This window comes from Photorhabdus akhurstii, from assembly GCF_018448925.1.
GTDB lineage: Bacteria > Pseudomonadota > Gammaproteobacteria > Enterobacterales > Enterobacteriaceae > Photorhabdus > Photorhabdus akhurstii.
Map to the genome: position 1 here is coordinate 164,240 of NZ_RCWE01000002.1, position 14,650 is coordinate 178,889.

A 14,650-nucleotide genomic window follows, 5' to 3' on the forward strand; every position below is an offset into this window, starting at 1 on the left:
CGCCTCTACAATAATATCAATATGAATGATGGCCGCTTTTGCTTCCCAGGACTTGATTAATGGCATTTCGAAAATATTAGCAAATTAGATTTTTCATAATAAACAGCCTTTGACTTTATCTCAATATATCTACTCTTAATTCCCCTTCCCTTCATTATTCAGTCAAACCAGATTAATTTCATATTAAGTTCTTCCGATTTTACTTAATGCCATTGAGTCAATGCTGAGGTTTGATTCTTGGTAACTTGGGGAATATCGCTCCCATATTAAGGTACGTATTCTCCCTAATTGAAATTAAAATTAATTAAAACAATGCATTATGAATTCGCCGAATTTGTGCGTCAAATTAAAACTATTGAACCTAACTTTCCTACCAATTACCCTTCTTCTCACCAAAAAAATAATGCAATTACGTTTTCTTATTTGGATCTCGTAGTTTCATATAAAGGAGGATTTATGAAAGTTCCCCATCTGTTCAATCCACTAAAAATAGGTGCTATTACTACGCCCAATCGTATTTTTATGGCGCCACTTACTCGCTTACGGAATACTGAACCCGGCGATATTCCCACGCCAATGATGGCTGAATATTATCGTCAACGTGCTAGCGCCGGATTGATCATCACTGAGGCGACGCAGGTTTCATTTCAGGCGAAAGGTTATTCAGGCGCGCCCGGTTTGCATACTCCTGAACAGATAAGCGCTTGGAAGAAAATCAATGAAGGAATTCATCAGGCTGGTGGTCTTAGCAACGTGCAACTATGGCATACGGGGCGAATGTCTCACACTTCTCTCCAGCCGAAGCAACTAGCCCCTGTGGCACCTTCTGCGATATCGGCTAACGCGCGGACTTCGGTGCGAGACGCTAAAGGCAATGTGATTCGAATCAATACCTCTAAGCCGCGTGCTCTGGAGAAAGATGAAATTCACCAAATTGTCAATGACTTCCGTCAGGCAGCCATCAATGCACAAGAAGCTAACTTTGACATGATGGAAATCCATGCTGCACATGGTTACCTTATTCATCAGTTTTTGTCTCCTTCTGCTAATCAACGTGATGATGAATATGGTGGCAGTATTGAAAATCGTGCGCGTTTCGCACTGGAGGTGGTGGATGCGGCTATTGAAAGTTGGAGTTCTGATCGGATTGGCATCCGTATCTATCCGTTGGGGCCATACAATGGTCTGGATCATTACGAAGATGAGGAGAAAGCAGCTATTTATCTGATCCGGGAGTTGGCAAAGCGTAATCTGGCTTATCTGCATATTTCCGAGCCTGATTGGGCTGGAGGAGAACCTTTCAGCGAAGCATTTCGTCGAACTATTCGCGAGGCTTACCCCGGTGTTATTGTTGCGGCAGGCGCTTATACTGCCGAGAAAGCGGAGAAACTGATTGAGAAAGGATTAATTGATGCAGTGGCATTCGGGCGAAACTTTATCGCCAATCCTGACTTAGTTGAGCGCCTGCGAATTGATGCACCCTTGAATGAGCTACGTCCAGAATTCTTCTATGCTAATGGCCCTGAAGGGTACATCGATTATCCTACCTTAAAGCAGTTAAGCGCGTAATCATACTGTGCGCTTTAATGACGGTGATGATCACCGCCATTAAAGCGCTTTCACCTGCTACTCCCAAGGCATACCATCTTCCCAGTTCTCTACCAGTAGGTCGATAAATCCCCGGATACGGGGGGAAAGATGTTTTTTACTTGGATAAATGATTCGAATGGGTTCAGGCTCAACATGATAATTTTCCAACACGGGGACAAGCTTACCGTTATTAAGATCCCGACCAACAACATAGCTAGGCAGATGAATGATACCGAACCCTGCCAGCGCCGATTCGAGCATGGCTTCCGCGCTATCTATGTTTAGGCGTCCCGGCCCGTCGAAAACGTAGGTTCCGTCCGCAGTCTCAAAACGCCAGATGCGGCGTCTATCCGCACTCAGGAAGAAAATAGTGTCATGTTCATGTAGCGCCTGAGGTGTTTCAGGTACGCCTCGTCGGGCCAAATAATCCGGTGACGCACAAGTAATCATCCACTGAGTAGCGATAGTACGTGTAAGAATACGAGAATCATCTTTTGGTTTACCAATGCGGATGGCGATATCGAACCCTTCCTCGATCAAATCAACATAACGATCAGTAAAGGCAATATCTGCCCGTAGATCAGGCCAGCGTTTCAGGAAAGTTTCCAGCAAGGAAAGAATATGGCGCTTTCCTAAGGAGATCGGTGCGGTTAATTTCAGCGTCCCGGTTGGGTTTACCCTGCGCATCGCCATCGTGTTATCCACCTCTTCGAGGTCTTCAAGAATCTGACGACAGCGTTCGAACATAATACGTCCTTCATCTGTCAGGCTAAGCCGGCGCGTTGTTCGGTTCAGCAATCTTACGCCTAAGCGAGTCTCCAGGCGCACAATGCTCTTACCAATAGCGGATCGAGTAAGCCCCAAAGACCCCGCCGCTTGCGTATAACTTCCTGCCCGTACCGCAGCAACAAAAGCCGCAATATCACCGATTCGGTTTAATTCCATTTGTGCTCCTAAAATGTTCTGAGGATAGGCTGCTTAAAACAGTCACGTTGCGTTTATTGCGTTTATTGCGTTTTTCGTTTATTTCGTTTATTTCGTTTATTTCGTTTAGTGTTTTAAAGTGAAATGACTAACAGGTGCTAAACATGATTACTTCTACTTTCTCTGATGTAAATCTTCCGACTAAACACGAAAGTGAAATAGCCGAAAAAGGGTTGCGTGAATTTGCTGCGTTCCTTTCAACAAAATTTGAAACTCAGCAGATTTCAATTATGAGTGATGACCATGAATCTCATCAAATTGAAGTGCCTACATCTGCGCTTACTATGCTAGTGCAAATCTTGGGTGAACTCGCTTCAGGTAATGCAGTGCAAATCGTCCCTGTTCATGCTGAACTAACAACTCAAGAAGCTGCAAACATATTGAATGTATCGCGACCTCATATGGTTAAACTTCTGGAAGATGGTTGTCTTCCTTTCCATAAAACAGGTCGGCACAGGCGTATTCGTTTTGCTGATCTGATGGAATATAAAAAGCAGCGTAACGCTGAAAGTATGGAGGCTATGAGGGAACTAGCTAATCAGGCTCAGGAATTAGGGAGCTACTAATGATTCATTCCCTTGCCGTCGCGATGCACCTTGAAATCCATAGGGTATATAACTTTATTTTTTGAATATGCGCTACAGACTGGCTCTCCTACTCCCACACGTCAGCGCGGTCTTGCTTCGCTTCTGGTGTCCAGATAACTTTCACGCTTGGTCCACTACATTGGCACGCCGTGCGGCAAACTCGGCTTCGACCTCATCATTAGATTGGCCCAAACCAGCACGCATTGAGGCTCGCCCGGCTTCTACCTTGTGACACAGGAATTTTTCGTATTCTCGTTCCTCACGTTGGCGTTGAATAAACTCGCGCATAAGTTCGCGTAGCACCTGTGAAGCTGGGCGGTGAGCAGCTTCGGCTTCAGCCATAAATTCAGCACGTAGTTCAGGTTCCAATTTCATCGTAAAAACAGCTTGTTTCGTCATGATCTGACTCCCCAACATTATTATTCTGCACTAATAAAGTATGTATAATCTCATTACCTTGCGTGATTTTCTAGCATAATTAGGGAGAATTGAAATCAATATCACTTGTCGGAAAACATCTGTTTTCCGACAAAACAAGCGCCCTTTCTGAACTATATATAGGGCTGATAACTTTTTTCAGATTGTAATGGTGCCATTAATACAAGTCACAGCACCACCGCCGACAAAAATCTTACCGTCAGAATGGCTGAGCCATACGCTTCCCTGACGGCCAAGTTTTTTGCCTTGTGATGAATGAACGATTTTATTGTCAATCATTGCTACTTTGTGGTAGTGCATGAATGCGGCAACGCTGCCGTTTCCACTACCGCAAACTGGGTCTTCATTGACACCACATGAAGGGGCAAAAGAGCGTACTTCAATATCAGCTTCCGCCCCCTCGCAATAGGCACCATACAGACAAACTCCGGTGACGTTCATTTGCGTGTCATGCTCGCACAATTTGGCATAATCAGGTTCCGCTGCCAGCACGGCTTCTGCTCCCGCAGTATGATCGACAATAGTATGACCGACAATAGTATGAGCGACAATCCAGCGAGCTCCCACGTCAATAAGTGCCGGTGTTAACGCGCGATCTAACGGGCAACCCAGAATGCTTTCAAGGCGATCTATCTGTTCGGTGCTAAGCAATGTGATAGTCGGTTCTGGCAGTTCAAAGGTAATTAATTGTTGACCGGGTTGCATTTCGGTAACGTTTAACGTAATTAGCCCTGCTCCACATTCTTGCACAATACGCCCTTCTCTCGCCTGAATTAATCCGGCTTCAAGCAGAGCATGTGCGGTACCGATCGTGGGATGACCGGCAAAAGGAAGTTCACTACCAGGGGTGAAAATCCGTACACGGTAATCTGCCAGAGGGTTTTCTACGGGAAGAACAAAAGTAGTTTCGGAAAGATTGGTCCAGTTAGCAATAGCCTGCATCTGTATCGGTGAGAGTCCTTTGGCATCCATGACAACGGCAACGGGATTTCCTTTAAAAGGCTGGTAAGTGAATACATCAACCTGCTTAAATGGTGCGAGAGACATAAAATTTCCTTTTTATGATATAAAGGTGGTTTAGCAGTGTATCTGGAAAAATATATCAGGACTATCATGGTTTCTCAAAAGCAGCTTCTACCCTATCCTTTAATTTAAACATCTATATTATTAATACGGTGATTTATAATAAAAGAATAATTTCGATAAAATATATGTGATTAAACTCAAAGAAACGAATTAAGTTAAATTCTTTGTAAAATAACTTAATATCAATATTAAGATAACTGTGCTTAATTAATTTCAATAAATTCATACTTTTACGGGAAATAATAAGACATGGTTAGATTTATCTATACAAATAATAAAGAGCAATGGAAAGAAGGATTGTCGATCATAAAAACAGATGAAAAAGCCAATTTAATTATCACCAATAAACGAGGTCGTAGATTAGATGGCTTTGGTGGTTGTTTTAATGAGCTTGGCATGAAGGCTTTATTAGAACTGGATAAAGAAAATAGAAAAGTAGTGCTGGATAAATTATTTTCACCGGATGGAGAGTGTAAATTAACATTAGCCAGGATGCCTATTGGCGCCAGCGATTATGCGGTTTCTTGGTATAGTTTAAACGATATTGAAGATGATTATGGTATGGCTAATTTCTCCATTAAAAGAGATAAACGCTTACTCATTCCTTATATAAAAGAGGCTTTGGAAAGGCAACCAAATTTAAAAATATCTGCTTCACCGTGGAGTCCTCCAGTATGGCTTAAAACTCATCAAGTCTGTAATTTTGGCAAATTAAAGAGTGATGCTCAAAGCCAAGATGCATATGCTTTATATTTTGCAAAATTTATCGAAGAGTATCAGAAAGAAGGCATTCCAATTGATCAAATTCATATCCAGAATGAAGTTGCTGCGGATCAAAAATTCCCCTCTTGTGTATGGAGCGGTGAGCAATTAAGAGATTTTATAAAAAATCATCTCGGACCAAAATTCGAACAAAATAATGTAAAAACTGAGATTTGGTTAGGTACTATTAATGCCCCTGAATTCTCTAAAGAAATTGGGCAGGATTATGACGATTACGCAAACTGTGTATTACGTGATATGGACGCCTATAAATATATAAAAGGCGTTGGTTATCAATGGCAAGGGAAAAATGCCATTCAAAGAACAGTACAAAGTTATCCAGAATTAAAATATTATCAAACTGAAAATGAATGTGGTGATGGTCATAATAGTTGGGAGTATGCTCATTATATATTTACACTTTTCAGGCATTATTTAACTAATGGTGCTAATGGTTATTTTTACTGGAATATGGTGCTGCATGCGGGAGGAGAAAGTAGTTGGGGTTGGAAACAGAATAGTATGATAAGTATTCCAACAGGAATAAATGAAGTGATATATAATCCAGAGTATTATGTCATGCGCCATTTTTCGGGTTTAATTTTACCTGATGCGCAACATATTGAGTTGGAAGGAAATATGTCAGGAAATGCTGTTGCTTTTGAGAATAAATCGGGTTCCTTGGTGGTGAATATAAACAATTCTTATAAAGAAAGGCAAAAATTAAATATTGGTTATAATAATGATATTTGGTCTATTTATTTGGAACCTGATTCGATTAATTCTATTATATTTAACTAAGAGAACATGACAATCTGGAGTTATCTATGAAGAATAAATTCCCTACCGGTTTTTTATGGGGCGGCGCAGTTGCCGCTAACCAAGTTGAAGGTTATTGGAATCAGGATGGCAAAGGAGTGAGTATTGCTGATGTTATGACAAAAGGAGAGCACGGCGTTGATCGTGTCATAACTAATGGTATTGAGGAAAATAAAATTTATCCTAATCATCAAGGTGTGAAATTTTATTCCCAGTATAAAGATGACATTGCACTATTTGCAGAAATGGGATTCAAATGTTTTAGGACATCAATTGCCTGGGCGAGAATTTTTCCTCTAGGTGATGAATTACAACCTAACGAGGCAGGCTTAAAATTTTACGATGATCTTATTGATGAATTATTGAAATATAATATTGAACCTATTATTACATTATCTCACTTTGAAATTCCTTATCATTTGGTTAAAAAATATGGCGGTTGGTATAACCGAAAATTAATAGACTTTTTCATGAATTTTAGTTTGACGGTTATGGAAAGATATAAAAATAGAGTCAAATATTGGATTACATTTAATGAAATTAATAACCAAATAAATTGGCAATATCCACTATTTGGTTATTGTAATTCAGGTGTGATTTATCAGGATCACGACAATCCAGAGCAAGTCATGTATCAAACTATTCATCATCAATTTGTTGCTAGTGCGAAAGTTGTCAAATTAGGCCATGAAATAAATCCTAATTTTAAAATTGGCTGCATGATCCATATGTCGCCATTATATCCAGAGAGCTGTAAGCCAGAAGATGTTTTATATGCACAACAAGCCATGCGCCAGAAATATCTTTTTAGTGATGTTCAGCTTCGTGGATATTATCCATCTTATCTTATTAAAGAATGGGAAAGAAAAAACATAGAACTGCATATTGAAGATAGTGATTTAATTTGGTTACGGGAAGGTTGCGCTGATTATCTGGCAATAAGCTATTATATGAGTAATATCGTTTCTTCATCCATAGAAATGTTAGAAAAAAATAGCCAATCCCTCTCCTTCTTTGAGAAAGGAAAGCTCAATCCCTATTTAAAATCCTCTGAATGGGAATGGCAAATTGATCCTATAGGGATTCGATATAGCTTATCTGAATTATATGAACGTTATCAAAAACCGATTTTTATTGTTGAAAATGGGTTGGGTTCCGTTGATAAATTATCTCAAGATGGCGTCATCAATGATGATTATCGTATTGAATATTTAGCATCCCATCTATCTGAAATTAAAAAATCTATTTTATTCGATGGTGTTGATATTCTCGGTTATACTTCATGGGGATGTATCGATTGTGTCTCTTTCTCAACGGGTGAATATCGTAAACGATATGGATTTATTTATGTCAATGTTGATGATGATGGCAATGGGGATTTTGCCCGTTATAAGAAAAAGAGTTTTTCTTGGTATAAGAAAGTTATAGAAACGAACGGTGAAGATATCTAATTAAATTAAAAGCTATCCTATTTGGCTTTAGGATGGCTTATTAATTTGAAATAGTTAAGTCTTTTTAGTGATTTGATATTTGTCTCGATACTCTTTAGGTGTCATATTATAGTTTCGTTTAAACATGGAATAAAAATAATGTAAAGAAGAGTAACCGCAAACAGTAACAATTTCGCTAATTGAAATAGAGGTTTGGATTAAAAGATTTTTTACTTTATCTAATTTCTCATTATGAATAATAGTATGAATTGTTTGTCCAAATTCATTTTTAAAACGGCTTTCAAGATTAGAACGTGACATACCAACAGCATCAATAACTTGTTCAACTCTTATCCCTTTACAGGCGTTATGACGAATATAATGCATTGCTTGAATAACTGCGGGATCATTTAATGCCCGAAAATCTGTCGATTGCCTTGCAATAACTTTTAAAGGTGGAATTAATTGGCGGTGGTATTTTTTAGGAACGTAACCTCTAAGAAGTTGATGAAGTAATTTTGCTGCCTGATAGCCCATTTGTTGTGTACCTTGTACAACGGAAGAAAGCTCGGTACGCGAAAGAAAACGGGCTATTTCTTCATTATCTATGCCTATAACACAGATTTTATCGGGAATAGGAATATTGAGATGTTCACATGCGGCTAAAATATGTCTAGCTCTGGCATCCGTTACCGCGATAATGCCGGTATTTGGGGGTAAAGTTTGGAGCCAATCTTTTAATCTATTTTGTGCGTAAGACCAGTTTTCTGGCGTCGTCTCCATTCCTTGATACACCACACCTTGATATTTTTCTTTTTCAACTAATTGTCGAAAAGCGTATTCACGCTCTATTGCCCATCGTTTACCACTTGTCTGAGGTAAACCATAAAATGCAAAACGTTTAATACCTTTATCTTTTAAATGATTAAATGCACTTTCTATTAAAGCGAAGTTATTTGTCGCAATATAATGAGCCGCAGGATAGTGATTTTCCTGGTGATAAGATCCGCCGACGCCAATAATAGGAATGTCTAACTGACTGAAAGTACGTTGGATTTCTATATCATCAAAATCAGCGATAATTCCATCACTCTGTAAGGTTTTCAAGCTATTTAATTTTGTGGTGAAATCTTCTTCAATGAAAATATCCCAATTACATTGGCATGCTTGCAAATATTCACCTATCCCTTCTATCACCTGACGATCATAAGCTTTATTGGCATTAAATAATAGTGTTATATGGTATCGTCTGTTCATCATTGGTATCCTTATTGATTTATACAATATTAATCATAATTATTTTTCTATTTTCAGAATTGAATTAATGCCAAATTATGAGATAAATCACACAATTAACAATAATCTTAATGAAGAAATAAAATAACACAATTGAAAATAGTGACGTTGATGAACAGAATTTTATACACACACGTATGTCTATACACTATAGATTTCAAGATGGATCGCGACGGCAAGGGAGTGAATCCCCGGGAGCATAGCAAACTATGTGACCGGGGTGAGCGAATGCAGCCAACAAAGAGGCAACTTGAAAGATAACGGGTATATTAGATAGAGGTTGATATGCATCGATACTTTGAGAGAGTAAATAGAATCAGTTACGAAGGTAGGCAAAGTAATAATCCATTAGCTTTCCGTCACTACAATCCCGAAGAGATTATTCTAGGCAAAAAGATGAAAGATCATCTGCGTTTTGCCGTCTGCTATTGGCACAATTTCTGTTGGAATGGTACTGATATGTTTGGTGCCGGAGCATTTGAACGTTTTTGGCAAAAAGGCAATGATGCTTTAGAACTGGCTAAGCTCAAAGCTGATGTTGCTTTTGAGTTTTTCTACAAGCTAAATATTCCTTTTTATTGTTTCCATGATATTGATGTCGCTCCCGAAGGTTGTTCCTTAAAAGAATATATTTATAATTTGGGCGTTATGTCCGATATTCTTGCTGATAAACAAGCAGAGACTGGCGTTAAATTATTATGGGGAACGGCAAACTGTTTTACGCATCCTCGCTATGCTGCCGGTGCGTCAACTAATCCAGATCTCAATATTTTCGCTTATGCATCAGCACAGGTATGTCAAGTTATGCAAATGACCAAAAAACTGGGTGGTGAAAATTATGTACTGTGGGGCGGACGTGAAGGCTATGAAAGTTTGCTCAATACAGATTTACGTCAAGAAAGGGAACAAATCGGCCGTTTTATGCAAATGGTTGTGGATTACAAATACAAAATTGGCTTTCAGGGGACATTATTAATTGAACCTAAACCTCAGGAGCCGACTAAACACCAATATGATTATGATGTAGCGACTGTTTATGGTTTCCTAAAGCAGTTTGGTTTAGAAGATGAAATTAAGGTGAATATTGAAGCTAACCATGCCACATTAGCTGGGCACTCATTTCAACATGAAGTAGCCACAGCGATTGCGTTGGGAATATTTGGTTCTATTGATGCGAATCGCGGGGATGCTCAACTTGGCTGGGATACCGATCAATTTCCAAATAGTGTCGAGGAGAATTCTCTGGTAATGTATGAAATCTTAAAAGCCGGTGGTTTTACAACGGGTGGTTTAAATTTCGATGCAAAAGTCCGCCGCCAAAGTATTGATATTGATGATCTGTTTTATGGGCATATCGGCGCCATTGATACTATGGCTTTATCGTTGAAGAGTGCGGTGAAAATATTAGTAGACGGTAAATTAGATGAATATGTCGCTCAACGTTATTCTGGTTGGAGTAGTGAACTAGGTAGAAATATTCTTGAAGGAAAAATGGCACTTGATGAAGTGGCTCATTATGCAGAAACGTTGGTTCAAGAACCTAAGCATCGAAGTGGACAACAGGAATTACTGGAAAATCTTATTAATCGCTATATTTATGATTAAATTAGTTATTGGCTAACAGGTCCAGTATTGAGAGTAACCAAATTAGCGTAACCATTTTAGTCTTTCTGGGTATTATTGACAGAGTTATTACTAGAATAAGTAGTTAAATTCGGTAATAAAAATTAATTTTTATATTATATAATTCAAAGAGTTAATAGATATTGGCATAGTTATAGGGATAACAACATTTTCCATCCGAAAAATAGCATTGATGCGAGCCTGATAACTTTTCATTAAAATTGTTAAATACATTAAGAGATATTTATAAATAATAAGATAAGTCTGCACATCTCAGATATATTCTGACAAATCAGAAATAATTGAGAATTATTTTATACTGCGTACATTGTTGCTTATTTTAAAATAATTTTAGACATATAGTAAATGTCTTATTTTTTAGTTATACAAAGTCAGCAAAAGGGGATAAATATGTACTTTCTAGGTTATCATGGAACTAATGAGTCTTCTGCCAGAAATATTCTCATTAATGGCGTCCAATCGAAATTCTTGCCTCCAATGGGACAAATTGGACGTGGATTTTATATTGCTAAAGTAAATGGGCCATTGCCAGATTGGGGAGCCGGTTGTGCAACTGGACCATTGTCAACATTTCAAAAAATAGTTAATATTCTAACAGGTTATAATTACAATCCATTTATAGGAATAAATAAGAGACCAGCTATTCTGAAAGTATATTCAACTAAGCCGTTAATACATTGTAAATGGTCAATTATGAATCCGGATAGTATTGAATTTATTAGATTTATGCCATCTACTGGAGAGTATATTCTGGAGAGATATAAATGGCTGCAAATGGTTATACCATTTGAAGAGCTTAAATATCTTCATGTAGAGCGATATGATGGAAAAAATGAACGTTCAAAAAATTGGTATTCTAGAGAGAGTCATGTACCAAGGATCGATCACCCATATGAACCACGTATGGGAAGCGAACCACCCAGACGAAATTCAATATAGGGTGGATGATTTTTTCACCATACTTAAGGAACATCGCCCGAATAATGCGGGCGAATTTTTTATATGTGAGATTTATGACATCTCTTTACATATGTATGTATATACATATGATTAACATCATCTTATAATGATAAACACAATACAGTAACAAATGTTACTTGTTGAGTTATATAACAATTTGTTTTTACTCTTATTTGAATCTGATTTACATGAGAATGACATGATGACAGTATCCCCTAAACCTAACCTTCAACTTGTTTATGTATCTGATATCGAACGTTCGACAGCCTTTTACAAGACACTTTTTAATTCTGAGCCGGTGTTTTCGAGTCCTCGTTATGTGGCATTTGCCGTCGATGGTGAAGCACTATTTGCTATTTGGTCAGGCGGAACAACGCCGGATGCCTCTACCCCAAGGTTCTCTGAGATCGGTATTATGTTGCCATCCGGTGAAGATGTAGATCGTTTATTTGAAGAATGGAGAAAGAAACCCGATATTAAGATTGTGAAGGAACCCCATACTGAGGTCTTTGGTCGTACCTTCCTCGTTGAAGACCCCGATGGTCATATTATTCGGGTATGTCCTTTGGATTAGAGAGATATTTTCTCTTTACGCTTTATGGCGTAGGGCGTGAGCGGCAATGGGAGTATTTGATTTATTGCATAGTCGTCATCACGATTTCTTAAAATAACGACTAGAGGACTTTGTTTGTGGAGTCCTTTGAGAGGCAGTCACTTAATAGTGATAGCGACATTGTACGATAATGATTGCATCATCTGTTACCTTGTAAATCAGACGATGCTCTCGATTAATACGTCTAGACCAATAACCTGACCAATTATGTTTTAAAGGCTCCGGATCCCCTAATCCATCGAAGGGTTGCCTTTTAATGTCTTTGATGAGTGTATTAACACGCTTTAGGACTTTTTTATCGGTTTGTTGCCAATACAGATAGTCCTCCCATGCCATTTCAGCCCAAGATAAAATCATTCTTCTAATAGCCCTTTTTCAATTATTCTTCCTGCTTCCACTTCAGCAATTGCCTGACTTAAACGTGCAGCATTTTTCGGGCTAGCCATTAAATAGGCTGTTTCTTCGTAGGCTTGAAAATCTTCCAAACTTAGGACAACCGCTGGCTTGCCATTCTGGCGAGTAATTAAAATTGGCTTGTGATCGTCGTTCACTCTATCTAAAGTGCTGGCCAAGTGAGTTCTAAATGCTGAATAGCTTATTGTGTCCATCGTTGATCCTCCACGCTTCATTGTACTCTTCATTGTACCTGTACAAATATAAGTACGCAAGCGTTACGAAATCAATTCGATGCAATGCCTCGGCTGGTTTCAGACCTGTCTCTTGTTCAGATCTCCAAATCAACCGATTTAGCCAGCAAATAGCCGTCTATTAGGGTTTGTTGCCGAAACTATATAACGGCGATGTTGTACAGCAAATTGACTTTAATGATGGTCATAGCGCGGATGATCTCACCATGCCCGGGTATAATGGAAATGATGAGTATTCAGGACAGATCCAGTACAACTCAGGAAATACGTGGGGAACTATATTTGACGTTCTGAATTTTAAGTCTAATGATTTCCTAGAAAAATTTGAAGATAGAGATGGTATTGATGGCGGTGAAGCCGCTAAGTTCAAACAATATATAGATGTAAAAGATGATTCCATCATCGTGCTTGACATTTCAATTTAAAATAGTTCAATGCATCTAGCCCTTGTCCATGTATGAGGGCTAGTAGAATAACCTTTGATATTTTGTCAAGTTTGCTTTTCAGAATGGTGTAATTACCCCTCATTGTGTTTATATGTGATAGCTAATTCTCTTACTTTCCATAGTAACCGGCCTCGTAAGAGTTGATGATTCCATCAATTAATGCTTTTTTCTTCTTATTTGAAATCTGACTATTGTTGACTTTTTCTGTATGTACTTTTGGTGAAATAAATATTTCTGACATATTGATTTCTTGAATTAAACTATCACTTTTAAAATAATTAATTTTTTGATCAATTTCATGTGAACTGATATTGTTCATTTTATCCTTAACTCCCTCTCTATAAAATTGTTCAAAGAATGGAGTCATTAACTTAATAGAGTTATTTACATGTGTTTGGAAATTGGGATCAAAATCATTGTTAGAACGATAAACATAATGTCGGGCTTCCCGTTCATAGGGTGGTAGGTTTGTTGAACAAGAGGATAAAAATAAAAAAATAGGTAAAAGATATAAAGTGCGCATACAAAATCCTTAGCAATTTTGTTCTAATCGGCAGTTGGATATTCCATCGAGCGAGAGAGCGTACCCTAAAGATGTTTTCATATCAATAATAGATGCTGGCATGCCTTGAGCTGCCTGATTTACAACTAGGTTGCTGGGATACGAACGCCCAAATTGCCTCTTTAGCTTGCTTCTCTGCTGTTCTTATATATAAAAAAGCCTGCTATAATTACAAGTGTAAAATAACGTGTTTCATACAGGGGTTAACATGCCATCAGCACAAATCAGATTAAAGAAAACAGTGAGTGTGACCGTTGCACCCGAACTGTATCAACAAGCAAGACAGGTAGGGCTTAACTTATCGGCAGTATTGACTAGGGCACTAACTTCGGAATTGAAAGCCATTGAATCTGAACGTTGGAAGCGTGAGAATAAAGCAGGAATGGAGGAACTTAATCGTATCACTAACGAACACGGTTTATTGTCAGATAAGTACAAGGTGTTCTGAGATGCAGTATGTTGTTTATCGTAATATTGGCAATTCTGATTACCCATATCTTCTTGACGTACAGAGTGACATTATCGATATATTGAATATAAGATTTAAATAATCATTGGTCGTTTGTTGATCACGCGCTGATTATGTTCTTCAAAAGCATCTGCTAATTTTTTGTTGAAGCGAACCGGTTTAACTAATGCATTAAAGAAAGCTTCGGAGTCTTGGTTGTTCAAACCGATGTTTTTCAGTCGGAGGTTAATCCAGTCCTGTTTGTTGTCTATGACTGTGTTCATGGAAAATACCTTCCTTAGGTGTAAATAATATGAGGCTAATGTACGTCAAAATGG

The 14,650-nt window shown here is 38.3% G+C and carries 17 protein-coding genes and 1 pseudogene; 10 read left to right on the top strand and 8 right to left on the bottom strand.

Going from position 1 to position 14,650, the window contains the following annotated elements; all coding sequences use genetic code 11:
• The first annotated feature begins 456 nt into the window (after nt 1–456).
• Entirely contained in the window at nt 457–1,569 is a 1,113-nt protein-coding gene (nemA, locus tag EAE93_RS03420; protein WP_040150818.1) for an alkene reductase, read from the top strand.
• A 57-nt stretch (nt 1,570–1,626) separates the two neighbouring features.
• Here nemA and EAE93_RS03425 read toward each other — a convergent pair whose 3' ends face one another.
• Nucleotides 1,627–2,535, bottom strand: a complete 909-nt coding sequence (locus tag EAE93_RS03425; protein ID WP_214039072.1) for a LysR family transcriptional regulator — start codon at nt 2,533–2,535, stop codon at nt 1,627–1,629.
• A gap of 143 nt (nt 2,536–2,678) precedes the next feature.
• Here EAE93_RS03425 and EAE93_RS03430 point away from each other — a divergent pair, with 143 nt between their 5' ends.
• Nucleotides 2,679–3,140, top strand: a complete 462-nt coding sequence (locus EAE93_RS03430) for a helix-turn-helix domain-containing protein (RefSeq protein ID WP_214039073.1) — start codon at nt 2,679–2,681, stop codon at nt 3,138–3,140.
• 141 nt (nt 3,141–3,281) lie between these two features.
• On the opposite strand, the gene EAE93_RS03435 is transcribed toward EAE93_RS03430, so the two are convergent.
• Nucleotides 3,282–3,578, bottom strand: coding sequence for an antitoxin of toxin-antitoxin stability system (locus EAE93_RS03435; RefSeq protein ID WP_250150862.1), 297 nt, complete (start codon nt 3,576–3,578; stop codon nt 3,282–3,284).
• A gap of 159 nt (nt 3,579–3,737) precedes the next feature.
• Complete coding sequence (locus tag EAE93_RS03440; RefSeq protein ID WP_110086862.1) at nt 3,738–4,646, bottom strand: PhzF family phenazine biosynthesis protein; 909 nt, start codon at nt 4,644–4,646, stop codon at nt 3,738–3,740.
• A gap of 288 nt (nt 4,647–4,934) precedes the next feature.
• Here EAE93_RS03440 and EAE93_RS03445 point away from each other — a divergent pair, with 288 nt between their 5' ends.
• Nucleotides 4,935–6,248: a glycoside hydrolase family 30 protein gene (locus EAE93_RS03445; RefSeq protein ID WP_214039074.1), complete on the top strand. Its 1,314-nt coding sequence runs from the start codon at nt 4,935–4,937 to the stop codon at nt 6,246–6,248.
• A 26-nt stretch (nt 6,249–6,274) separates the two neighbouring features.
• Nucleotides 6,275–7,717, top strand: coding sequence for a 6-phospho-beta-glucosidase (locus EAE93_RS03450; protein WP_110086864.1), 1,443 nt, complete (start codon nt 6,275–6,277; stop codon nt 7,715–7,717).
• Between the two features lie 54 nt (nt 7,718–7,771).
• On the opposite strand, the gene EAE93_RS03455 is transcribed toward EAE93_RS03450, so the two are convergent.
• Nucleotides 7,772–8,956: a XylR family transcriptional regulator gene (locus EAE93_RS03455; protein ID WP_214039075.1), complete on the bottom strand. Its 1,185-nt coding sequence runs from the start codon at nt 8,954–8,956 to the stop codon at nt 7,772–7,774.
• A 321-nt stretch (nt 8,957–9,277) separates the two neighbouring features.
• Here EAE93_RS03455 and xylA point away from each other — a divergent pair, with 321 nt between their 5' ends.
• From xylA to EAE93_RS03470, 3 genes are all read left to right on the top strand, one after another.
• Nucleotides 9,278–10,597, top strand: a complete 1,320-nt coding sequence (gene xylA / locus EAE93_RS03460) for a xylose isomerase (RefSeq protein ID WP_214039076.1) — start codon at nt 9,278–9,280, stop codon at nt 10,595–10,597.
• Nucleotides 10,598–11,026: 429 nt separating this feature from the next.
• The gene (locus EAE93_RS03465) at nt 11,027–11,575 is read left to right on the top strand and encodes a hypothetical protein (RefSeq protein ID WP_250150863.1); all 549 of its coding nucleotides are present in this window, start codon (nt 11,027–11,029) and stop codon (nt 11,573–11,575) included.
• A 220-nt stretch (nt 11,576–11,795) separates the two neighbouring features.
• Nucleotides 11,796–12,170 (top strand): VOC family protein, encoded by a 375-nt coding sequence (locus tag EAE93_RS03470; RefSeq protein ID WP_250150864.1) that lies wholly within the window; start codon nt 11,796–11,798, stop codon nt 12,168–12,170.
• A 141-nt stretch (nt 12,171–12,311) separates the two neighbouring features.
• Here EAE93_RS03470 and EAE93_RS03475 read toward each other — a convergent pair whose 3' ends face one another.
• Complete coding sequence (locus EAE93_RS03475) at nt 12,312–12,566, bottom strand: Txe/YoeB family addiction module toxin (RefSeq protein ID WP_036806088.1); 255 nt, start codon at nt 12,564–12,566, stop codon at nt 12,312–12,314.
• A complete protein-coding gene (locus EAE93_RS03480) occupies nt 12,563–12,817 on the bottom strand; it encodes a type II toxin-antitoxin system Phd/YefM family antitoxin (RefSeq protein ID WP_036806085.1) in 255 nt (84 codons plus the stop codon). Before EAE93_RS03480 ends, EAE93_RS03475 begins: the two co-directional genes overlap by 4 nt.
• 170 nt (nt 12,818–12,987) lie before the next feature.
• Here EAE93_RS03480 and EAE93_RS03485 point away from each other — a divergent pair, with 170 nt between their 5' ends.
• The gene (locus EAE93_RS03485; protein WP_036806082.1) at nt 12,988–13,281 is read left to right on the top strand and encodes a hypothetical protein; all 294 of its coding nucleotides are present in this window, start codon (nt 12,988–12,990) and stop codon (nt 13,279–13,281) included.
• A gap of 130 nt (nt 13,282–13,411) precedes the next feature.
• Here the strand turns inward: EAE93_RS03485 and EAE93_RS03490 are convergent, their stop codons facing one another.
• A complete protein-coding gene (locus EAE93_RS03490; RefSeq protein ID WP_052105690.1) occupies nt 13,412–13,825 on the bottom strand; it encodes an Exc2 family lipoprotein in 414 nt (137 codons plus the stop codon).
• 247 nt (nt 13,826–14,072) lie between these two features.
• On the opposite strand from EAE93_RS03490, the gene EAE93_RS03495 reads away from it, so the two are divergent.
• Both EAE93_RS03495 and EAE93_RS24310 read left to right on the top strand, forming a co-directional pair.
• Nucleotides 14,073–14,312: a type II toxin-antitoxin system CcdA family antitoxin gene (locus EAE93_RS03495; RefSeq protein WP_040150771.1), complete on the top strand. Its 240-nt coding sequence runs from the start codon at nt 14,073–14,075 to the stop codon at nt 14,310–14,312.
• A 1-nt stretch (nt 14,313) separates the two neighbouring features.
• Nucleotides 14,314–14,406: pseudogene (locus EAE93_RS24310) on the top strand (CcdB family protein); the annotation flags it as partial.
• A 1-nt stretch (nt 14,407) separates the two neighbouring features.
• Here the strand turns inward: EAE93_RS24310 and EAE93_RS03500 are convergent.
• Nucleotides 14,408–14,596, bottom strand: coding sequence for a hypothetical protein (locus tag EAE93_RS03500; RefSeq protein WP_036806074.1), 189 nt, complete (start codon nt 14,594–14,596; stop codon nt 14,408–14,410).
• Between the last annotated feature and the right edge of the window lie 54 nt (nt 14,597–14,650).